Annotated in this window: 16 protein-coding genes and 1 pseudogene; 4 read left to right on the top strand and 13 right to left on the bottom strand. The window is 69.7% G+C overall.

Annotation, left to right across the window (positions count from 1 at the left end; translation table 11 throughout):
• Window positions 1-34: 34 nt before the first annotated feature.
• The 9 genes from ABTY98_RS23585 to ABTY98_RS23545 all read right to left on the bottom strand — a co-directional run bounded on the left by ABTY98_RS23585 (window position 35) and on the right by ABTY98_RS23545 (window position 10,198).
• Window positions 35-1,375 (bottom strand): Nramp family divalent metal transporter, encoded by a 1,341-nt coding sequence (locus ABTY98_RS23585; RefSeq protein WP_352222919.1) that lies wholly within the window; start codon window positions 1,373-1,375, stop codon window positions 35-37.
• Between the two features lie 14 nt (window positions 1,376-1,389).
• Window positions 1,390-3,042, bottom strand: a complete 1,653-nt coding sequence (gene groL, locus ABTY98_RS23580; RefSeq protein WP_352222918.1) for a chaperonin GroEL — start codon at window positions 3,040-3,042, stop codon at window positions 1,390-1,392.
• Window positions 3,043-3,180: 138 nt separating this feature from the next.
• Window positions 3,181-4,206 carry an NAD(P)-dependent alcohol dehydrogenase gene (locus ABTY98_RS23575; RefSeq protein ID WP_352222917.1) on the bottom strand — a complete coding sequence of 342 codons (1,026 nt, stop codon included), beginning with the start codon at window positions 4,204-4,206 and terminating at the stop codon, window positions 3,181-3,183.
• Window positions 4,203-4,919: an iron-sulfur cluster assembly protein gene (locus ABTY98_RS23570; RefSeq protein WP_352222916.1), complete on the bottom strand. Its 717-nt coding sequence runs from the start codon at window positions 4,917-4,919 to the stop codon at window positions 4,203-4,205. The genes ABTY98_RS23575 and ABTY98_RS23570 overlap by 4 nt, the downstream gene beginning before the upstream one ends.
• Entirely contained in the window at window positions 4,916-5,920 is a 1,005-nt protein-coding gene (locus ABTY98_RS23565) for an amidohydrolase family protein (RefSeq protein ID WP_352222915.1), read from the bottom strand. The genes ABTY98_RS23570 and ABTY98_RS23565 overlap by 4 nt, the downstream gene beginning before the upstream one ends.
• A gap of 20 nt (window positions 5,921-5,940) precedes the next feature.
• Window positions 5,941-6,294: a propane 2-monooxygenase effector subunit MimD gene (gene mimD / locus ABTY98_RS23560; protein ID WP_352222913.1), complete on the bottom strand. Its 354-nt coding sequence runs from the start codon at window positions 6,292-6,294 to the stop codon at window positions 5,941-5,943.
• Window positions 6,291-7,421 carry an aromatic/alkene monooxygenase hydroxylase subunit beta gene (locus ABTY98_RS23555; RefSeq protein ID WP_352222912.1) on the bottom strand — a complete coding sequence of 377 codons (1,131 nt, stop codon included), beginning with the start codon at window positions 7,419-7,421 and terminating at the stop codon, window positions 6,291-6,293. The genes mimD and ABTY98_RS23555 overlap by 4 nt, the downstream gene beginning before the upstream one ends.
• Before the next feature lie 44 nt (window positions 7,422-7,465).
• On the bottom strand, window positions 7,466-8,488 hold the full coding sequence (locus ABTY98_RS23550; RefSeq protein WP_352222910.1) for an FAD-binding oxidoreductase: 1,023 nt from the start codon (window positions 8,486-8,488) through the stop codon (window positions 7,466-7,468).
• A gap of 66 nt (window positions 8,489-8,554) precedes the next feature.
• On the bottom strand, window positions 8,555-10,198 hold the full coding sequence (locus ABTY98_RS23545; RefSeq protein WP_352222909.1) for a ferritin family protein: 1,644 nt from the start codon (window positions 10,196-10,198) through the stop codon (window positions 8,555-8,557).
• A gap of 321 nt (window positions 10,199-10,519) precedes the next feature.
• Between ABTY98_RS23545 and ABTY98_RS23540 the strand changes: the two genes are divergently transcribed.
• The gene (locus ABTY98_RS23540; protein WP_352222908.1) at window positions 10,520-12,343 is read left to right on the top strand and encodes a sigma-54-dependent Fis family transcriptional regulator; all 1,824 of its coding nucleotides are present in this window, start codon (window positions 10,520-10,522) and stop codon (window positions 12,341-12,343) included.
• Window positions 12,344-12,378: 35 nt separating this feature from the next.
• On the opposite strand, the gene ABTY98_RS23535 is transcribed toward ABTY98_RS23540, so the two are convergent.
• Window positions 12,379-12,582, bottom strand: a complete 204-nt coding sequence (locus ABTY98_RS23535; RefSeq protein ID WP_352222907.1) for a hypothetical protein — start codon at window positions 12,580-12,582, stop codon at window positions 12,379-12,381.
• A gap of 331 nt (window positions 12,583-12,913) precedes the next feature.
• Here ABTY98_RS23535 and dacB point away from each other — a divergent pair, with 331 nt between their 5' ends.
• Window positions 12,914-14,239 (top strand): D-alanyl-D-alanine carboxypeptidase/D-alanyl-D-alanine endopeptidase, encoded by a 1,326-nt coding sequence (dacB, locus tag ABTY98_RS23530; protein WP_352222905.1) that lies wholly within the window; start codon window positions 12,914-12,916, stop codon window positions 14,237-14,239.
• 436 nt (window positions 14,240-14,675) lie between these two features.
• Here the strand turns inward: dacB and ABTY98_RS23525 are convergent, their stop codons facing one another.
• Window positions 14,676-15,986: a helix-turn-helix domain-containing protein gene (locus tag ABTY98_RS23525; RefSeq protein WP_352222904.1), complete on the bottom strand. Its 1,311-nt coding sequence runs from the start codon at window positions 15,984-15,986 to the stop codon at window positions 14,676-14,678.
• A gap of 185 nt (window positions 15,987-16,171) precedes the next feature.
• Here ABTY98_RS23525 and ABTY98_RS23520 point away from each other — a divergent pair, with 185 nt between their 5' ends.
• Together ABTY98_RS23520 and ABTY98_RS23515 are read left to right on the top strand one after the other, a co-directional pair.
• Window positions 16,172-16,903 carry a DUF4232 domain-containing protein gene (locus ABTY98_RS23520; RefSeq protein WP_352222903.1) on the top strand — a complete coding sequence of 244 codons (732 nt, stop codon included), beginning with the start codon at window positions 16,172-16,174 and terminating at the stop codon, window positions 16,901-16,903.
• Between the two features lie 62 nt (window positions 16,904-16,965).
• Window positions 16,966-17,097: a hypothetical protein gene (locus ABTY98_RS23515; protein ID WP_352222902.1), complete on the top strand. Its 132-nt coding sequence runs from the start codon at window positions 16,966-16,968 to the stop codon at window positions 17,095-17,097.
• Window positions 17,098-17,209: 112 nt separating this feature from the next.
• Here ABTY98_RS23515 and ABTY98_RS23510 read toward each other — a convergent pair whose 3' ends face one another.
• Together ABTY98_RS23510 and ABTY98_RS23505 are read right to left on the bottom strand one after the other, a co-directional pair.
• Entirely contained in the window at window positions 17,210-18,826 is a 1,617-nt protein-coding gene (locus ABTY98_RS23510; protein WP_352222901.1) for a glycoside hydrolase family 27 protein, read from the bottom strand.
• A 758-nt stretch (window positions 18,827-19,584) separates the two neighbouring features.
• A pseudogene (locus ABTY98_RS23505) lies at window positions 19,585-19,925 on the bottom strand (oxidoreductase); the annotation flags it as partial.
• Between the last annotated feature and the right edge of the window lie 258 nt (window positions 19,926-20,183).

Here is a 20,183-nt window from a genome sequence, read left to right as displayed (position 1 = left end):
TCCATCCGGTGCTCGCGGTTGCGGAGATGGCCGGTCAGCCTGCGAACAGGCTGCCCAGCAAGGTCACGTTGAGCGCCACCACGACCGCGCTCACCACCCAGGCGGCGTAGGTGGTCCTTCGGCGGTTGACCCAGCGGCCCATGAGGGACCGGTCACTGGTGAGCAGGACCAGCGGGATCAGGGCGAAGGAGATACCGAATGACAGGATGATCTGGCTCAGCACCAGGCTCTGGGTCGGGCCCGCGCCGACGGCGAGGACCGCGATCGCGGGGGCGATGGTGATCGTCCTGCGCAGGAGTACGGGGATCCGGCGGTCGAGGAAGCCACCCATCACCACCTCGCCCGCGTACATGCCGACGCTGCTGCCTGCCAGCCCCGACACGAGCAGGGCCAGTGCGAAGACCAGGGCGGCGGCTTGGCCGACGAGGCTGCCGTAGGCGTCGTGGGCCGCCGCGAGCGATGTGGCCGCCTGCGGGGCGCCGGGGTGGAACAGGGTCGCCGCCGACACCAGCAGGGCCACGTTCACCACGCCCGCCAGGCCCATGGCGATCAGTACGTCGGCGCGCACATGGCGCAGGAGGCGGTGGCGCAGCGGCCGGTCGGGATCGTCGGGCGGCCCGCCGGTGCCGCGAGTCAGGGAGAGGCTGTAGCGGTCGCCGGTGAGGGCCGAGTGCAGATAGATGACGTGGGGCATGACCGTGGCACCCACGATGCCGCCGGCCAGCACCAGGCTGCCGGTGCCGGACAGCCGTGGCATCAGCCCGTCGGCGGCGCCGGCGAGCGGGGCGCCGGCGCCGAGCACCTGACCGAGGAAGAGCGCGAGCAGCAAGGCCAGGCCCGCGGCCATCAGCACCTCGAAGCGGCGACGCCCCCGACCCCTCATCGGCATCATCAGCAGCGACGCCGTGCCGACGACCACGCCGCCGAGCCACAGCGGGAGGCCGAACAGCAGCTGGACGGCGATGGCGCCGCCGACCACCTCGGCGAGATCGGTCATCACGACGACCGCCTCGGCCTGCGCCCACAGCCCCCACACCACCGGCCGCCGATAGCGTGCGCGGCACAACTGCGGCAGGCTCATCCCCGTGGCGACGCCCAGCTTGGCGGAGAGGTACTGCAAGAACATCGCCACGACGTTCGCGGTGAGCAGCACCCACAGCAGCATGGGACCGAAGGCGGCGCCGGCCTGCACGTTGGTGGCGAAGTTCCCCGGATCGACATAGGCCACGGCGGCGACGAAGGCGGGGCCGAGCAGGGTGTACGACAGCCCCGAGCGCAGCCGGGGCCGCCGCTCGCCGGGAGTGCGGCCGACGGAGCCCGCTGTGCGGCGGGGGGTGAGCCGTCCCGGCCGGGCCGGGGACTCTTCGGTGGTCATGATGGGGCCACTCCCTACGGGATGTTGGAAGGCCGCGGCAGCCCCTCGGCGAGATCTCCGATCTCGGAGGAGTGGATCGAGCCGGGGTGTCCGATGACCTCCTCGACGACCAACGTCTCCGTCGTCAGCAGCAACGCCGCGATCGACGCCGCGCTCAGCAGAGCGCTCCGGGTGACCTTGACCGGATCGATGATCCCGCGCCGATGAAGGTCGGCGTAGTCGCCGAGAAGGGCATCCAGACCGCTGCCGACGGGCAGGACGGCGGTCTTCGCCTCCGCCTCCTCGGGATCGAGCCCCGCGTTGATGGCGATCCAACGCAGGGGTTCGGCCAGCGCCTTGGCGACGATGGCCCGGCCGGTCGCCGCGTCGCCGTCGGCCGGCGGGAGCGCATCGATGTCGGCGCGGGCGTGCAGCAGTGCCGAACCGCCGCCCGCGACGACGCCCTCCTCCGCGGCAGCCCGGGTCGCCGCGAGGGAGTCCTCCAGCCGCATCTGCTTCTCCTTCAGCTCGACGCCGCTGGCGGCACCGACACGGATGACGGCGACCCCGCCGGAGAGCTTGGCGATTCGCTCGCCGAGCTTGTCGCGGTCGTGGTCGTTGGTGGTGCGCTCCAGCTCGGTCTTGAGGTTCTCGATGCGTTCGGCCACGCGCTCGTCGCCGCCCGCTCCGCCGAGGACGGTGGTGGAGCGTTCGGTGGCGATGACCTTCTCGGCCCGGCCCAGGTCGCCGAGCGTGACACCCTCCAGGGTTCGGCCGGCGGTGCCCGTGATGACCCGGCCGCCGGTGAGCGCGGCCATGTCCTCCAGTTCGGCGATCCGCCGGAAGCCGAAGCCGGGCGCGCGCACGGCCAGCGAACGGAACGTGCCGTGCGCCGCGTTGGTGACGAGCATGCCGAGCGCGGGCCCGTCAACGTTCTCGGCGACGACGACCAGCGGGGACCCGGTGCGCGTGACCTGCTCCAGGACCGGCATCAGCTCCTGCACCTTGGTGATCTTGGTGTCGCAGTAGAGCAGGTACGGGTTCTCCAGCACGGCCTCCATGCGTCCCTGGTCGGTGACCATGTACGGGGAGATCCAGCCGTTGTCGAACTCCAGCCCCTCCGCGTACTCGACGCTCAGCCCGTACGCCGACGACTCCTCCACGGTGACGACTCCGGTGCGGCCGACCCGGGCCACGGCCTCGGCGATGGCCTCGCCGATCGCGGGGTCGTTGTTGGCGGACAGCGCGGCCACCCGGACGAGTTCGTCGTCGCCGGCCACCGGCCGGGCCTGGGCGCCGAGCGACTCGACGGCCGCCGCCACCGCGGTCTCGATGCCGTTCTTCAACAGCACTGGGTTCGCACCGTCGTTGACCGCCTTGAGCCCCTCACGGACGATCGCCTGGGCGAGCACGGTCGCGGTGGTCGTGCCGTCGCCGACGTCGCCGTTGGTCCGGGTGGCGACCTCTTTGACGAGTTGCGCGCCCATGTTGGCGAAGGGGTCCTTGAGCTGGATCTCGCGGGCGATGGTGACGCCGTCGTTGGTGATGGTGGGCGGCCCCGTCAGCTTCTCCAGGACCGCGTTGCGACCCTTCGGTCCGAGGGTCACACGCACCGCGTCGGCGAGCGCGTTCACCCCGCTCTCCAGGAGTGCGCGGGCTTCGGCGTTGAAGCGGAGTTCCTTGGCCATGGCTGTGTCGTCCCTTCGAAACTACGACTGCGGCAGGGGGGGGTGGCGGCGGCCGGAGTACGCTCTCCGCGGTGCGCCGACCCTCGTGCGGAGGGTCCACGGATGAATCGGCCGCCGCCACCGGCATGGGGGTACGGCTCAGGGCACGAGCACGGCGCGCCCGCGGACCCGGCCCTGGTCGAGGTCGGCCAGGGCCCGGTCGAAGTCGGTCAGCGGATAGGTGACGGTGTGCAGCGTGACCAGGCCGCGCGCCGCGAGGTCCATCAGTTCCACCAGGTCGGTGTACGAACCGACCAGGTTGCCCACGAAGTTGATCTCGGTGGAGATGATGTCGATGGTGGGTACCGACAGGGTGCCGCCGTAGCCGATGACGTAGTAGTCGCCGGCCCTGCGCAGCATCCGTACCCCGTCCTCCAGGGCGCCGCCCTCGCCGACGAAGTCAAGGACGGCCTCGGCCCCCTGACCACCCGTCAGGTCGGCGACCCGCTCAGCCTGGCTGCCGTCGGCGACGACGGTGTGGTGGGCGCCTAGCTCCTCGGCGAGCTTCAGCGCCTCCGGGGACCGGTCCACGACGATCAGCTCGGCCGGGGTCAGGGCCCGCAGCACCTGGATACCGATGTGCCCGAGGCCGCCGGCGCCGATCACCACGGCCTTGCTTCCGGGCGGGAGCCGCCGGGCGGCCTTCTTCGCCGCGTGGTACGCGGTGAGCCCCGCGTCGGCGAGCGCGGCGACGCCGGCCGGCGCGAGCCCCGCATCGAGCGGGACGACCGCGCGGGCACTGGTCCGCAGGTACTCGGCGAACCCGCCGTCCGTGTCGATACCGGGGAACGCGCTGGCCGTGCAGTGCACGTCGTCGCCGCGCCGGCAGGCCGCGCACAGTCCACAGGTGACGAGCGGGTGCAGGATCACGGGGTCGCCGGGCTGGAGCCCGGTGACGGCCGAGCCGACCTCGGCGATCCAGCCCGCGTTCTCGTGTCCTTGGACGTACGGCAGGTCCACTCCGCTCTTCTCCCGCCACTGGCCCTCGATGATGTGCAGGTCGGTGCGGCACACTCCGGCGCCGCCGATCTTCACGATCACGTCGAGCGGGCCCTTGACGACCGGGTCCGGCACCTCGTCGAGTTCGGGTGTGCGGTCGTACCGGTGCAGTCGTACGGCCTTCATGACGCTTCCTCCTCTCCCCGTCCCGGGCCGTAGCGGGTGGCCAGCAGCCCTTCGCAGAACTCGGTGTTGGTCTCGATGCCGACCCCGGCGGTACGGCCCCGCAGCAGATGCGGTTCCATGGCCATGGGCGGTACTACGCGGCCCTCGTCGTCGGTGAACAGGGGTGCCGTCGCGTTGGCGGGAAGGCCGAGCAGGGTGCGCCGACGGCGGAGCGTCACCGTGAGGTGGTCCGGCAGGTCGCCGAGCACGGCGTCGGCCAGCTGCCGCATCGTCCAGCCGTGTTCGAGGAGCCGTTTGCCGAGCCGGGACTGTGCCGCGAGGTGCCCCTTGCGCAGGAATCGGGCGCGCAGCTCCGCCATGCGGTCGGCATCGGCGAGGCCGGGGAACGCCTCGTCGAAGGACTTTCCGCAGCCGACGCCGTGGTTGATCTCGTCGGAGGCGAAGTGGTCCTCCAGGACGACCGTGCACTCCCCCGTCCAGGACAGTCCGGCGAGGGCGCGCCGGGCGTCCTCCACCATCAGCCAGGCGAAGTTGGGGGCGCAGAAGTACGTCGGCAGCCGGAGCCGGGCCTCCACCGAGCCGTCGGGGCCCACGCTGACGGACCGGACGAAGCCGAGGTCGGTGATGGGCCGGTCGAGTTCCGGGTCGAGCACCCGGGCCAGGGCCGCGTTGACGGCGGTGACCCGGTCGACCGCCTCGGCGACGGTGGTCATGCCGCCACCCCGAGCGTGGGGATCTGCGCGCTCTCGGGGACCTTCAGACCGTACAGCCGGGCGTGGTTGAGGCCGAGGATCTTCCGCTTGGCGTCGGTGGTGAGGGTGCCGTACTCGCTCTGCAGGTCCTCGGGGATCTGGAAGTCGACGAACCTCTCGATGAGCCACTTGGGGCTCCAGATCGCGTAGTCGCTGCCGAACACGATCCGGTCCTCGTCCAGCCAGTACAGCAGCTCGCCGATGACCTGGGCGAAGTAGCGGGGCCTGGTGTGGATGAACGGCATGACCACCGACAGGCCCGCGTACACGTTGGGCTCCTGTGTGGCGATCCAGCAGAAGTCCTCCAGGCGGGGCAGCCCCGAGTGCTCCACGATGAACTTCAGGCCGGGGAAGGCGCTGGCCGCGTGGTCGACGTCGGCGACGTCGAAGGCGTCCCGGTTCAGCGGCCAGATGGTGGGGCCCTTGTGGACGTGGATGTTGCGGATGCCGAGTTCCTCGCACAGCGCCAGGTACTCGTACGCCTCGGGATCGGAGAGCTTCCAGCCCTTGGAGGAGCCGCGCCACTCGGCGGTGTAGAGCTTGACGCCGCGCAGGTCCCACTCGGCGTGCAACTGCCGCAGCCGCTCCAGGCCTGCCTCGCCCTCGCGCGGGTCGAAGGAGCCGTTGGCGATGAGGCGGTCGGGGTACTTCCGGGACAGCACCCCGTTGGTCTCGGTGGTGTTGAAGCCGCGGTGGTAGAACTCGTTGAGGTAGGTCGGCTGGAAGATGCCCCAGTCGACGTATCCGGTCTCGAACAGGTCGTGGACCAGGTCCTGTTCGGTGTACTTGCGGAACTTGTCCAGCGGCCACACCCACTCCTGCGGGCTGAGGTTGCGCTGGTAGTCGTAGAAGCAGCGAATGAAGCCCTCGCCGTACTTGTTGGCGGTGTTCTCCTCGCTCGCGTCCCAGAAGTGGATGTGTCCGTCGACGATGAAGTAGTCGACGCCGTCCTTGCGGTACATGGGTCTCCTCCTCGGGGACGTCAGTCGACCGGGGTGAGGTCGAAGTCGATGTATTCGGCGGCGTCCTCGGGGTTGGCGAAGAGGACGGTGCGGTCGTCGAGGTGGACCATGCGCCCGTAGTGGGTCGACATGATCTCCTCGAAGTCGGACTGGTCGAAGTCGAAGCCGAGGGCCCTGGAGATCTCGTCGAAGTCGAAGGTCAGCACGCGTTCGCCGTCGACGCGGATCATCGACGGGTAGTCGGTGACCTTCACGTTCTCCTTGGCGCGCATGACGTCGGCGACGACATGGCCGTTCTGGTTGTTCATCAGCGTCACGCCACACCGGTTGGAGGAGGTGTGGTCCGCGCTGAAGGACTGGGGAAGGGTGCTCACTGGGCGGTCCTCTCGCTCGTCGGGTCCGCGGGGGTCCGCAGGCCCAGGTCCTCGGCAAGGCGGGCGAAGCGCTCCTTGGCGCGGTCGAGGCTGTCCTCGAAGCGGACGGGCTTCTCGGTGGGCTGCGACCACAGCGGCTGGAGCCGGCGGGCCGCGTCGAGGCTGACCGGCACCCAGCGCTCCAGCCACTCCTGAGCGAGGGCCTTGTTGGCGGCGCCGTGGGTGCCGTCGCCGAGGAGGACGGTGAACAGGGCGCGGGTGCAGCGCAGGTCGCGGTCGTAGTCGTTCTCGCCGGCGCCCATCACGGTGGGCGTGGTGTAGTCGCCGTTGCGGGCTGCGATCTGCTGGACGAGACAGCTGCGGAACAGCTCGCCGACGAGGGGTTCGAAGACGATGTTCGCGGCGAACACCGCCTCGGCCCAGTCCTGTACGGCGGTGAGCCGCTCGACGTTCTCGCGCACGCCCTGCCAGGCCGGGTCGTTCTGCCACACGTCCTTGTGGGCCGAGCCGTCGAAGCCGTCGAGCTGCTCCTCGATGTCGAGGTTGTACAGCGCGAGGTCCTGGGCGAAGCGGAGCTTGTGGGCGCCGTTCACCGCGAGCGCGTTGTTGATCATGTTGGTGGGAGCGGAGCGCTGGATCGCCACGAAGACATGCATGCCGAGCCCTTGTTCGGCGTGCATCCACGCGCCCACGTGCCGTTCCACGAACGAGGTCCAGGACCGCGTCCACAGTTCGTAGGCCCGCGCCTTGCGGGCACCCGCGAGGTTCTGCTGGACCTGCCGTACGACGTTGGCGTTGTTGCGGTAGATGGTCTGCTCCCACTCCTCGTTGGGGTCGAGGAAGCGGTGCCAGTCGGAGGACTTGAGGGCGGTCCAGTCCTGCGGGTATCCGGAGGAGCCGTCGGCGAAGCCGTAGATCCAGCCCTGGAGGAGGTGGCGTTCGGGGTCCGGCTGGACGTCGAAGGTGACGTCCTCGTACATCGTCGCCCGCATCTTCTGCGGCTTGTAGTACGAGAAGGCGCGGCTAGCGGAGCTCGGGAAGGTGAGCGCTCCCGCCTCGGCGTCGGTGAACTGCGGCTTGGGGAAGCTGCGTTCGGCCCTGGCGGGCTTGTCGGCTTGCGTGGTCATCGCGTACGGCTCCTCGCGTCGATGGGGTCTGGTCCTGGTGCGGCTCAGGTGTCGGTGGAGGTGGTGAACTTGTCGAGGAAGATCCGCTCCTCGGGCATGCCCTTGCCGGTGAGCAGCTCCAGTGCGGCGTCGCACATCGGCGGCGGCCCGCAGAGGTAGGCGTCGGCCTGGGAGAGGTCGCCCTCGTGGCGGTCGACGACATCAGTGATCAGGCCCTGCTCGTGCGTGCCCGAGGGGTCCTCGGACAGGGCGGCCACGAAGGCGAAGTCGTCCAGTTTGCCGCCCAGTTCGCCGATCTCGTCCAGGGCGAACAGGTCCCGTGCGGTGCGGGCGCCGTAGTAGAAGCGGGTGCGGCGGGCGCTGCCGGTTGCGGCGAGGCCGCGCAGCTGGGCCAGGATCGGCGCCATGCCGGCGCCGCCCGCGAGGAGGATCAGGTCGCGGTCGGGTGCGTCGCGCATGACGCAGGTGCCGTACGGCCCCTTGGCCGTGAGCGCGTCGCCGGGGGCGAGGGCACCGTCGAGCAGTCCGGAGAACACTCCGCCGGGAAAGCGTTTGATCAGGAACTCCAGGCCGCCGCCGTCGGGCAGTCCGGCCATGGAGAAGGAGCGCCAGTGCTCGGTGCCGGGGACGTTGATGTCGACGTACTGGCCCGTGCGGTACGGCAGTTCGTCGGCCGGGTCGAGAGCGAGCGCGAGACGGACGATGTCGTGCGTGACGTGCTCCACGACGGTGACCGTCGTACGGACCTCACGCGGAGGGATGCCGCTGAGCAGCATCTCCTCGTCGTAGTTGATGAGTTCGACGCTGAGGTCGCCGTAGGCGTGCGCACGGCACAGCAGGACGTATCCCTCCTCGCTCTCGTAGTCGGCGAGCGCGAAGGTGGAGTAGCGCTCCATCTGCTGGTCGCCGTCGAGCAGGAAGGACTTGCAGGAGGAGCACTGGCCCTCCTTGCAGCCGTGCATGAGCATGACGCCCTGACGGAACGCGGCGTCCAGGACGGTCTCGTCCTCGTCGGCCTCGATCTCGATGCCGACCGGTTCGAATCGGATGCGGTGTTTGTCGCCCACAGGGACCGGTCCTTCCGGGGGCGGCGACCCCGCGACGGTATGTCGCCGCCCCACCTCAGAGTTGGGTCAGAGCATCGAAGGCGTGATGTTGCCGCGGCCGCGGTAGTCCGCGACGTGCGCCTCGCGCTCCTCGTCGGACATCTCGTTGAGCGACACGTTGGGGCTGATGAAGGTGTTGCCCCGGACGTCGTCCAGGGTCCACAGCTTCTTCGGGTCGTCCAGGTCGAGGTGCGGCTGCGGGACGAGTGTCCTGCCGTCGTCGCGGACGTAACCGAGGTCCTGGACGATGTCGGCGAGGTCCTGGCCGTGGTAGACGGTCTCCCACTCGCGCTTGCCGGTCAGGCGCCCCATCGACGGCGTGGCGCGGCCCTCGTACTCGGGCCGGAACGCGGTCGTGTCGGTCCACGCGCACGTCTCGGAGCAGTAGGTGCGCCACTGTCCGTCGACCTTGTCGACCACCATGTCCTGCCGGATCAGGCAGGGCACCATGCAGGTCCAGCAGCGGTGCGGGTACTGGTAGCCGACGTCCTCGAAGGCGATCGGCTTGTTGGCGCCCGGGTGCCGCAGCCGGTTGTACGCCTCCCACCAGGCGCCGTACTCGGCGTACCAGCCGGGGTACTTGGACTCGAACCACTCGAAGTCCTCGTCCGTCATCCCGTCGATCCGCCAGAAGTTGACGGGCCAGCCGGTGGCGAAGAACTGGGCGACCTTGTGGACGTAGCCCTGGTCCCAGATCCTCTTCCACGCCTCCTCGACGAGGTCGTGCGGGATCTTCAGGCCGTACTTCTCCAGCGGGATCAGATACGACCGGTAGTAGTCGTCGTAGATCCAGCGGCGCCACATCTCCGCGTAGGACTCCCGGTCCTTGCGGCGGTCCTTGGAGCCGTACTCGATGAACGTGCCGATGGCGGCGTCCACCACGCAGTGGTTGTTCCACCAGGCATAGCGCAGGTCGCGCTCCAGGAGCTGGCGGTTGTCCTCGTCGGCGAGGGCCATCAACAGGATCGAGTAGCCGTTGGAGATGTGCCGGGACTCGTCCGACTGCACCGAGTGGAAGACGGTGGGCAGCAGGTAGTCGCCGTTGGCGGCGGCCTCGGCGGGCATGGCCACGAACAGGGTGTTGGTGAAGGCGGTCTCGGCGACCAGCGTCAGGTAGACGTTGGCGGCGGTGATCGCGTCGCCGGTGATGAATCCCTCGCCGAACTGGCGGCCGATGGTGCCGGCGTAGCAGTTGGCGAACGCCTTCTCGGAGATGTCGAACCCGGCGGGGTCGATGTAGTGGTTCATGTAGAGGCGCTTGAGGTTCATCTGGATCGTCGAGTGCCTCACCTCGTCGATCATCTGGACCGCGAGCCCGTTGTGCAGCTGCGGGTTCGGTACCGCCCCGATCGCCATCGGCATCGCGCGGGCCGCGCTGATCTCCGGGAACGGGATGATCGACAGGAACAGCTTCTGCCACTCCATCCAGCGCTGCTGGACCTGGCGGAACATGTTGCCGCGGATCGCGCCGTCCATGGCACCGTAGACCCGGTTGTCCTTCTCCTCCTCCATCGGGAAGTAGGAGCGCAGGACCTGCTTGAGCGGGTCCTTCTTGGGGGCCTTGTCGAAGCGGTAGTCGGTCGCGAAGCGGGTCGCCGGCGTGGCGAACGTCGGCTCCCACGACAGCTCGGTGATCTTCTTGTGCGCCTTGCTCAGGCTCTGTCGGCTCACGGGTGATACTCCTCCGGCTGACTCGGCGGCGAGGGAAACGCCTCGGTCGACCCGGTGAGTGCGGCGGCGCACTGCCGTCCGTCACCGGGGTGTCGCCATCGTGAGGGCGCCCGGCGCGGCCCGTTGTCTCATGTTGAGACAGGCGTCCCGGAACAGGACTGGCCACTGCATGTCAGCGCGACGTAACGTTCGAGTAACACGTCAATGCGGACTTCTCACGCACGGCAGCAGAAGGCGTCATCGCACACGGCAGAAGGCACTGAGCCGATGGAACCTGTGGAATCCGTGGAACCCCCGAGGGGGACGAAGCAGTCCCCTGGCGTGTCCGCGCCCACTCGGGACCGCCCCGTCGCGCACCTCAATCCCGTCCGGGCCCGGGTACGTTTCCTCGAGGGCGGGGCGATCCCGGCCTCCGACGTACGCGCGCCGATTCTGGACTCGTGGCAGCGCTCGCGCTTCTGGGGCGTGGACGCCGACCGTATCCAGGCCCCCTACAACGCCGTTTTCGACCCGCACTCCCGGCTCACCACGGCGGCGTCCCCGGTCCTGGACCGGCTGTCGGACGCGCTCCAGGGCACCCCGATGTGCCTGATCCTGACCGACTCGAAGGGGCGGGTGCGGGAGCGCAGGACCGGCGACCGGGCGCTGCACCGGCACCTGGACGACATCTGTCTCGCGCCGGGCTTCAGCTATGCCGAGGAGTACGTCGGTACGAACGGGATCGGCACCGCGGCGGAGGACGGCCGTACGGCGCATGTCTTCGGCTCGGAGCACTTCTCGGAGCGGTTGCAGCGGGTGTCGTGCGCGGCCGCGCCGATCCGCAATCCGGCCAGTGGCCGGCTGATCGGGCTGATCGATCTCACGTCCTGGCGGCACACGGCCTCTCCCCTGATGATGGCGCTGGTGCGGGAGGCCGCCGCGGACATCGAGGAGCGGTTGCTCGACATCGGCTCGGCGCGCGAACGAGCGGCACTGCGCGCCTTCCTGACGTCACGACAGAACTCACGGCGGGCGCTGGTCACGCTGACCGACGGGCTCCTGCTCGCCGACGCGGCCGCGACGGAGATGCTCGGCCCGGACGACCATCGCAGGCTGCGGGAGCTGGCCGCCGACCCGGCGGGGCTGCCCGAGCAGCGGCTGCTGCTGAGCGACGGACGGACGGTACAGGTCCGGGGTCGTCAGGTGGAGGGCGATGCCGACGGCACAGGTCCGGCGGCGTTCCTGATCGAGCTGCGACTGGTCGCCGAGCGGGAGGAGCCCGTGCCGCGGACGGCGCCGGCCCCGGTGCCACGGCTGCAGGGCATCGCCGGTTGGAGCCCCGCGTACCGGGGGGTCGTGCGCCAGCTGATCCGCAACTGCGAGCACGGCCGCTGGACGCTGCTGGACGGTGAAGCGGGAACCGGTAAGTTCGCGCTGGTCAGGGCCGTGCACGGGCATGTGACGCCCACCCGGCCGTTCGCCGTGCACGACGGGGCCGACGGGCGGACCGGCGCCGCGAAGTGGCTGCAGGCCGTGTTCCAGGATCTCGCGGAGGACCGGGGCACGGTGGTGTTGCGGCATCTGGATCTGCTGCCCGCGCAGGTACTGAGGCAGCTCGACGGAGTGCTGCGGAACACGGCGGGGCGGTCGGGGTGGGTGGCCGCGCTCCTCGTGCAGGACCGGCCGACGCCGATCGCCGCCGACGACGGCACTGGCGCCGGGCGGCCCACCGCCGTGCGGGCCCGGTTCAGGGCCGAGGTCACGGTGCCACCGCTACGGCATCGTACGGCCGACATCCCGGCGCTCGTGACCTGCCTGCTGGCCCGTCACGGCGCAGACGTGCAGTGTGCGGACGGCGCTTTGCGGGCCCTGTCCCGGGCGCCGTGGCCGGGAAACGTCCGCCAGCTCGACGGCTCCCTCCGCTATGCCGAGGCCCACCGCTCGGGCCCGCGGATCGAGGCGGCCGACCTTCCGCCGTCCCTGCTCTGCCAGGCCCAGCACCCCCTGTCCGCATGGGAATCCACGGAACGCGACCTCATCGTCCAGGCCCTCCTCGACCACGGCGGCGACAAGGCGGGGGCCGCGAAGTCCCTCGGGATCTCCCGGGCGACGATCTACCGCAAGATCACGGCGTACGGGATCCGCCTGGGCCCGGACAGCCGGTGACATCCGGCTGGGCGGGGAGCGGTCCACGCCGATCGCTACTCATGGCATCCCCCGCGGTACGCGGTGTGCATCCACAGACCGATCAGCTCCCAGCAGCACAGCGCCGTGCCCGTGAGGGCGACACCGGGCCCGGCCGCCGCACCGGCCGCCGTGGCGACGGCACCGCACAACACGATCAGGGCCCCTAGTCCGCACAGCGCCAGCAACCGCTCCCGATGCCCCCATGACCGTGTCGCCATCGTGACCTCCGTTGTCTCCGGTCGTCGCTGCGATCGTGCCGGACGACCGTCCCTGCGGGAGTCTCACCGTGAGACTCCCTGCTCCCGGCGGCCGCGGCAGAGGGTTGCCGACGCTCGTATCGACCGCTTCCATCGGCCCAGCCACCGTTCGCTGTGCGCCTCGGATCCAGCACCGAACCAGCACCGGGAGCCCTGTACGTGGCCGTCATTACGCACCTTCTTCACCAAGTACCCAGCGGTAACCATCGCCGCTCTTGCTACTTTCGCTTTCAATATCTTTTGGCTCGTCAGTTCTCGAACCCACTCTTGAGGCTCAACTGTGCCCAGATTCATGCCTGCCGCCGCTGTCGGTGGCCGTCACCGCAAGCCCAGAGCGATGAGCCCGGCGGTCCGCCGAGCACTCGTGGTCGTGGCGGCCGGCCCCATCGCGGGGTCCATCCTGGCCGCTCCGTCGGCCTTCGCCGCCGACAAGGCCGTCTCCAGGACGACCGTCACCGCGCTCGATGCCGCCGAGCAGAAGATCGCGGACAATCTCAACACCCGTAGCCAGGACGCACGGCTCGGCAGCACGCTCAGCGGTGTCGTGGTCGACGCCAAGTCCGACAAGGTGGTCTGGGGCCACGACGCGACCACCGCGCTCATGCCCGCGTCCAACACCAAACTCGCCACGTCCACCGCCGCGTTGACCGTGCTCGGCCCTGGCCATCGGTTCACCACCAAGGTCGTCTACGGCGACGGCACGCTCACCCTCGTCGGCGGGGGCGACCGCACGCTGTCCACCGAGGACCTCGACGCCCTGGCCAAGACCGCGGCCGCGGGTCTGAAGAACGCCGGCCTCACCTCGGTGAAGGTCCGCGTCGACGACAGCCTCTTCCCCGAGCCGACACTCGCCAACGGCTGGAACACCGGCTACTACCCGACCGAGGTCGCGCCGGTCCGGGCCCTGGTGGTGGACGGACACGCCGTCACGGACACCTCCCTGGACGCGGGGCAGGCCTTCGCCAAGCTCCTCGCCGACCGGGGTGTCACGGTCACCGGTGATGTCACCCGCGGTGTGGCCGGGGACGGAGACGTCCCCGTGGCTCAGCACCAGTCCGACAAGCTGTCCGCGATCGTGAAGCACATGCTCAAGGTGAGCGACAACAACATCGCCGAAACGCTGCTACGGATGACCGCGCTCGGCGCCGACCGCCCGGCCACGTTCGAGGACGGAACGGCGGTGGTACGGAAGGTACTCAGCCACACGTACGGCGTGTCGTTGGACAACTTCGAGATGTACGACGGCAGCGGCCTCTCCCGCTCCACTCGGATCCCGGCCCAGACCCTTGCCGATATCCTCGATCTGACCATCGACCCCCGCTACCGCCAGACCCTGAAGTCCATCGTGGACGGCCTGCCCGTGGCGGGCGAGGCGGGAGCCACCCTCGGGCCCGAGTGGGGCCGGTTCGACACCCCGGACTCCCAGTGTGCCGTCGGAAAGGTCATGGCCAAGACCGGCACCCTCACCGGCGCCATCGCTTTGAGCGGCATGACGAAGGCGCAGGACGGGCGCTGGAAGATCTTCTCCTTCGTCGAGAACGGTTCCACCGCCAACCCGGGCGACATCAAGGACGCCTTGGACGGACTCGCCGCGACCGTCAACGGCTGCTGGGCGTGACACGCGGCAGTGCTACGGGATCCGTCAGCGATGTGGCGGATCCCGTGCGCTGTCGAAGCCGACGGTCGGGGCCGTCCGTACAGACGTCTGCATGGCGTCCGGCCGGCCCGCCACACATGGCCCGGTCCGGAGAGCGTCGCAACGCCTCGGCGGTGGACCTCGTCATCGTCGCCACCGCGGCCCACCACGGACTGGCTGTCGTCCATGGCGATGCCGGCCACCCTCTTTGACCTGGACCTTCAGCATGAAGCGGCCTTCCGCTCCGACCTGTGGAGCAGACCTCGCCGCTTCCCTGACGTCGGTGCCGTCGCCCTCTGGATCAAAAACGGCGACGTCCACGCGCAAGGGCAAGTCATCATCCGCTCGTCCGCGGCGGCGACCAGCACGGCCTCGCCGTGGCCTCGGGCCGTCTTCGGCGCGGGCCGCCCGGACCCTGTCAGCTCTCCCGTTTGATCCACTCGCCGCCGCCCAGTGGGTAGTCGTAGCCCGGGCGGGCCGTGTCGGCGCTGGTGCGGAACGCGGTGCCGTTGTTGTCGATGCGGACGGTGCCGCGGCGGCTGCCGCTGGACCAGTCCAGGGTGAGGTCCCAGCGGACGTCGTGCGCCTTGCTGTGGGCGGTGACGTAGAAGACCTCCGGGTCGGACTCGCTGACCTTGTACGGGAAGTCGCGCTGGCCGTTCTTGACGGTGACGGTGGGACTGCCGTTGTCGAGATCGACGTCGAACGACTTGGTGTCGACGCCGCCGCCGCAGCCGACACCCATCGAGTAGTCGTTCCAGGCGAGCGGCGCGCCCTTGGCGAGGACACGTATGTGCAATGCCTCCAGGACGACCGTCTCCTCGCCGGTGCCCTGGACGGTGAGGGCGACCCGCTGTTCGCCCGAGGACACCGCCCCGTACGCGGCGGCCCAGCGCGGGGCGTCCTGCTCGTTCGCCGGCGGGCCGACCTGCTCGGGTTCGCTGTCGACGAGGAAGTGCTGGCTGCACGGGTTGTCGTAGACGTAGGGGCGGGTGCCGACGGTGAGCGGCACAGTGGTGGTGACGGCGGTGGGGGCGGTGGGCTCCGCCGTCTTCTGCTTGCCGTCGTCCTTCGAGGGGTCGGCCGCTGTGGATGCGGACGGCTTGATTCTCTTTCCGCTCGGGGTCGGGGTGGCGGACGGCTTCCCGGGGTCCGCCGTGCCGGTGATCGATGCTGCGGCGCCGGCCTCCTGGCGGCCCCCCGTGTCGTCCCCGCCGGCCGGCAGACGTATGGCGAGCGCCACGGTTCCCAGCACCACGGCCACCGCGGCGGAGGCGACCAGCACGGAACGACGACCAGGGCGCGGACGTGACGGCCCGCGGGGGCGGGCTGCGGCCACGACAACCGCGCCGCCGTCGCCGTCACCGTCCCCTTCGTTCGATGCCGGCGCGTCGGCCACAGCAGTCGCACCGGCCGGACCGGGCCCCTGGGTCGAACCCGTCGGCGCGGCCGCCTGGTCCCCCCTGCGCCCCCGTGCCGCGTCCGCCAGGATCCAACGTCGGTGCAGTTCCACCAGCTCCTGCGGCGTGGCCCGGCACAGCCTCGCGAGGCGCTCCACGGGTGCGTAGTCGTTCGGCACCGCGGTGCCGTTGCAGTAGCGGTGCAGCGTCGACGTACTCATGTGCAGCCGCTTGGCCAACGCCCCGTAGCTCAGTCCCGAGCGGTCCTTGAGCTCGCGCAACTGCCGTGCGAAGGCCTCCGTCTCCTCGGCCCCTGTTGCCTCCGACACCCGTTCCTCCATGCCCCGTGTCCCAGTCGCGCGTACCAAGGCCAGTGCTTTCTCCCTGGTCAGAGCCCATTTCGCCGTTCCAGTGTCCCCAACTGCCCGCCAGGCGTGGCGGATGGGACGGATCACCTCACAAGCTTCGGTCATCCAATCACCACCCCGCCCCAAGACCGAAGGGGATCAGTCACATGTCCGACATCCGCACCTCCCGCACCCGCCTCGTCGCCGCCGCCGCGACCGTCGTACTCGCGGCGCTCTCCCTGACCGCGTGCAACGACGGAACAGGCACCAAGGACCACGGCGCCGCGGCGAACACCTCCAGCACCTTCCACAACTCCACCGCTTCCGCGACCACGTCCCCCTCTTCCGACGCCGGCGTTGGCGCCGGCGCCAACGCCTCCTCCTCGGACTCGGACGCCAAGCCGGTCCCCGCCGGTTCGAGGACCGCCACGCACACCCCCGCCGCGAAGACACCCGTCGTCTCCTCCGGCAAGCCGGTCACCTGCGAGGGGTCGAACACCAAGACGGTCGCGGCCCCGCTGACCCGCCCCGTGAACCACATGCTGCTCACGGTGACCAACACCGGCAGCAAGAGCTGCTTCCTCCACGGCTACCCGGCCGTCAGCTTCGGCAAGGCCCAGGCCGTGCCCCCGGTCATCGACGACTCCCAGCCGCAGGCGGTGGTCACGCTCAAGCCGGGCCAGTCCGGCTACGCCTCCGTGAACCTGTCCGCCGCCGACGGCAGCGGCTCGAACGGCTATACCGCGAAGTCCCTGACCGTCTACTTCTACGGCCCCTCCCTCAGCGGAAGCGTCGGCGCGGCCGCCCGTCCGTCCCTGCCCGCGAAGGGCGTCTACGTCGACGACTCGCTCAAGGTCACGTACTGGCAGCAGTCGATGGACGACGCCATCAGCTGGTGATGTCCGAGAACGCGCTCGAAGAAGAACAGCGGCCCACAAACCCGGTCAGGCAGGTTCCGCACATGAGCAGCACCCGCAAGATCTCCCGTTTCGTGACCATCTTCGTCGGCGCGGCCTTCCAGGTGATCGTCCTGGGCGGCACCGGCGACCTCGCCAAGGAGGCAGGGGTCGTCCGGCGGCGCCACCCGGCCTGAACACGCTGGCTGCCGGTGCGGACCTCGTCCGGCAGCACCCGGCGTGGAGATGGGTGAAGGGCCGCCCGGGCCGGCGGACGGTTGACGCCGTCGTTGACCAGAGCGGAGCTGGTCAGCCCAGGCGCCACTGCTGGTTGGCGCCGCCGTTGCAGGTCCACAGTTCGAGCGCGGTGCCGTTGACGTTGCCGGAGGCCTGGTCGCCGCCCGTGACATCGAGGCAGAGGCCCGACTGGGTGCCGGTGATGGTGCCGTCGGGGTTGAGGCCCCACTTCTGGTTGGCGCCGCCGTTGCAGGTGTAGAGCTGCACCTTGGTCCCGGAGGCGGTGCCGTTGCCGTAGGCGTCCAGGCACTGGGTACCGCCGTAGAGCCGGAGTTCACCGGCGGCGGTGATGGTCACGGCCTGGTTGGCGCCTGAGCCGCAGTCCCAGATCTCGATCTTGGTGCCGGGGGCGGTCTGGTTGTCGTAGGCGTCCAGGCAGCGGTTGGAGGATGCGCCGACCAGCCGGTGGGTGCTCCCGACGCTGGTGCCGCTGCCCGCGGAAACCCGGTACATCACCGAGCCGTGGCCGGGAACGCGGGCCGAGATGCTTCCGGTGGTGCTGCTGACGACGTGGGACCAGAGGTTGTCGAGCCGGTACGAGGACGCCGCGGGGAGGCCGACCGCGGTGGCGGAGGTGGTGATGGTGGCGGCGGAGGAGTTCTCGTTGAAGAGCACCACCGACACGTCGCCGTTCGCCAGCGGTTTGGTCAGGACGTGGAGGCCGCCGGAGGAGGACACCTCGGTGCCCTGCTTGCCCAGGGAGTCCTGGTCAACGGCGATGACGTCCTTGTTGCCGTAGAGGGAGAGGGTGGCGGCGGAGGCCTTGCGCAGGTCGGTGCCGGCGATCAGCGGCGCGGCCATCTCCGACCAGAGGCTGAAGTGCGAACGGTCCTCGGTGAACGACATGCCGTTGCCGACTTCGAGCATGTCGGGGTCGTTCCAGGCGCCGGACTTGGCGTACGGGGCGAGTTTGACGTTGGCCTTGTAGATCGACACCACGGTGGAGAAGTTGACGTTGATGTCATCGGTGGTGCGCCAACTGTTGCCGACCCCCGCACCCCAGGTCCACACGTCGGCCAGGCCCCAGTTGCACAGGCTGTAGACGATCGGGCGGCCGGTGGCCGCCAGAGCGTCCCGCATCGCGGTGTAGCGCTGCTGGTCGGGCACGTTCTGGTGGTTGCAGTTGTCGTACTTGAGGTAGTCCACGCCCCAGGCGGCGAAGCTGTTGGCGTCCGTCTGCTCGTGGCCGAGGCTTCCGGGGTAGCCCTGGCAGGTGGCGGTGCCCGCACTCTCGTAGATGCCGAGCTTGAGACCCTTGCCGTGGACGTAGGCGGCGGTGCCGCTGATGCCGTCGGGGAACTTGGCCGGATCCGGCACCAGTTGGCCCGCCGAGTTGCGGGCCGAACTCATCCAGCAGTCGTCGATGTTGACGTACTGGTACCCGGCGTCCTTCAGACCGGAGGAGACGAGATAGTCGGCGGTCTGCTCGACCAGTTGCTCCGTGACGTTGCAGCCGAAGGAGTTCCAGTCGTTCCAGCCCATCGGGGGCGTCCTGGCCAGGCCGTTGTCGAGGGCCTGCGCGGACGGTGCGGCGCGCAGCACCAACAGGGACGGGGCGAGGACCAGCAGAAGCACCACCGTGAGGGCGGCGCTCAGGCGTCTCGTGAGGGGCGACGGGACCACGGTCATCTCGATGTCTCCTGCTTCGCCGTGTGGGGCCGGACGAACTCAAGCGCCCGGCAACGTCCCACTGGTCGACCCCAGTCGTCAATGGTCTGAACCAAACTCTCGCAAAACTGGACAGGCGGTGCCACCAGAGGCGTTGACGACGCCCAGGTTCGGCGCCGTCGATGCGGTCCAGCAGGATCCGGGCGGCGCGGCGGCCGAGAACGAGGAAGTGGCACACATGGCACCCGAGCAAACAACCGCTTCCCCTCCCCCTCCCCCCGGCCAACCTCCGTCGTATCGTCGCCGCCGCCCTCATCGGCACAGCACGGAACCGGCACCGGAAGTCGACGGTGACGACTGACGCCCCCTCAAAACGAGTCCAGCAGCCGACTGCGACGCGGAATCCGAAGCCGAGGCGCGCCACGGCCGCACAGCGGCCTGACCGGACCGCTCAGGAGCCGATCCGCGACGGCTGCGTGCCCTGGGGATCAGGCTCACTCGGAGGCGGCCGGCAGGATCTCGATGGTCTTCGAGGTCGTGATCGGCGCGAGCGAGCTGTCGTCGGTGTGGGCGCGCATCGAGTCGGTCGTCACCGACACGGTCACCGAGCCACTGCGCAGGGCGGTGAGCGTCCGGGTCTGCGAGTCGAGGATCGCGACCTTGCCCTCGCCGCGGGCCTGGTCGATGGCGTGCTTTCCGCTGCCGATCGCCAATCTGGACGAGCCGCTCCAGTGGACCGACATCGGGTACCGCGGCGGCACCACACGGGTGCCCGTCCCCACGCCCTGCGGCTGCACGATGCTGCCCGAGAGCTGCGCGGTCCTGCCCGCCTCGACCGAAGCCGGGGTGCCGGTCACGGCGACGGTCCTGCGCTCGAGGTCGACGCCGGTGACGCGCGCCAGACTCAGCCGCACGCCGGTGCCCGCGAATACGTCGGTGAGCTTGCGGAACGCGAGATCCTGGCAGGCCGCGAGCTGGTGGAGCCGCATCCGCTCAACGAAGTCGGGCACGGCGTTGACGACGGTGATCTCGGTGTCGGCAGGGGAGAGCCGACGGGCCAGGTTTCCGGCGGTGAAGGCCCGGCGTATCCAGCGCCGAGTACGACGATGCGGTGCTTCATGACGGTGCTCCTGTCTCCTTCGCGTGCCCCTTGAACGAGACGGCGCCCCGATTGCCGGCAGGAGCCGGATGTGATGCGGGTCACCGAACCTGGACGAACGGCCGAGCCTCCTACAGACACTTGCCTGTCATGGGCAGTAGAAACGGGGCGATGGCCAACTACGGACCCAGATGGCCAACCATCGATCGGCGTCACGCACGGATGGCTGACCGACATCGCGAATTCGAGTTCGGTAGCCGCCCGGCACAATTCTCGCCG

The sequence above is a fragment of the Streptomyces sp. NPDC096040 genome, assembly GCF_040303265.1.
Taxonomy (GTDB): Bacteria; Actinomycetota; Actinomycetes; order Streptomycetales; family Streptomycetaceae; genus Streptomyces.
Note: the sequence above shows the minus strand (reverse complement) of the source record. Positions and strands in the feature narration are given on the sequence as shown.

Coding starts and splice junctions, on each gene's coding strand:
- ABTY98_RS23585 (WP_352222919.1), bottom strand. CDS start 1,375: ATGACCACCGAAGAGTCCCCGGCCCGGCCGGGACGGCTCACCCCCCGC.
- groL (WP_352222918.1), bottom strand. CDS start 3,042: ATGGCCAAGGAACTCCGCTTCAACGCCGAAGCCCGCGCACTCCTGGAG.
- ABTY98_RS23575 (WP_352222917.1), bottom strand. CDS start 4,206: ATGAAGGCCGTACGACTGCACCGGTACGACCGCACACCCGAACTCGAC.
- ABTY98_RS23570 (WP_352222916.1), bottom strand. CDS start 4,919: ATGACCACCGTCGCCGAGGCGGTCGACCGGGTCACCGCCGTCAACGCG.
- ABTY98_RS23565 (WP_352222915.1), bottom strand. CDS start 5,920: ATGTACCGCAAGGACGGCGTCGACTACTTCATCGTCGACGGACACATC.
- ABTY98_RS23555 (WP_352222912.1), bottom strand. CDS start 7,421: ATGACCACGCAAGCCGACAAGCCCGCCAGGGCCGAACGCAGCTTCCCC.
- ABTY98_RS23535 (WP_352222907.1), bottom strand. CDS start 12,582: ATGGCGACACGGTCATGGGGGCATCGGGAGCGGTTGCTGGCGCTGTGC.
- dacB (WP_352222905.1), top strand. CDS start 12,914: ATGCCTGCCGCCGCTGTCGGTGGCCGTCACCGCAAGCCCAGAGCGATG.
- ABTY98_RS23520 (WP_352222903.1), top strand. CDS start 16,172: ATGTCCGACATCCGCACCTCCCGCACCCGCCTCGTCGCCGCCGCCGCG.
- ABTY98_RS23515 (WP_352222902.1), top strand. CDS start 16,966: ATGAGCAGCACCCGCAAGATCTCCCGTTTCGTGACCATCTTCGTCGGC.
- ABTY98_RS23510 (WP_352222901.1), bottom strand. CDS start 18,826: ATGACCGTGGTCCCGTCGCCCCTCACGAGACGCCTGAGCGCCGCCCTC.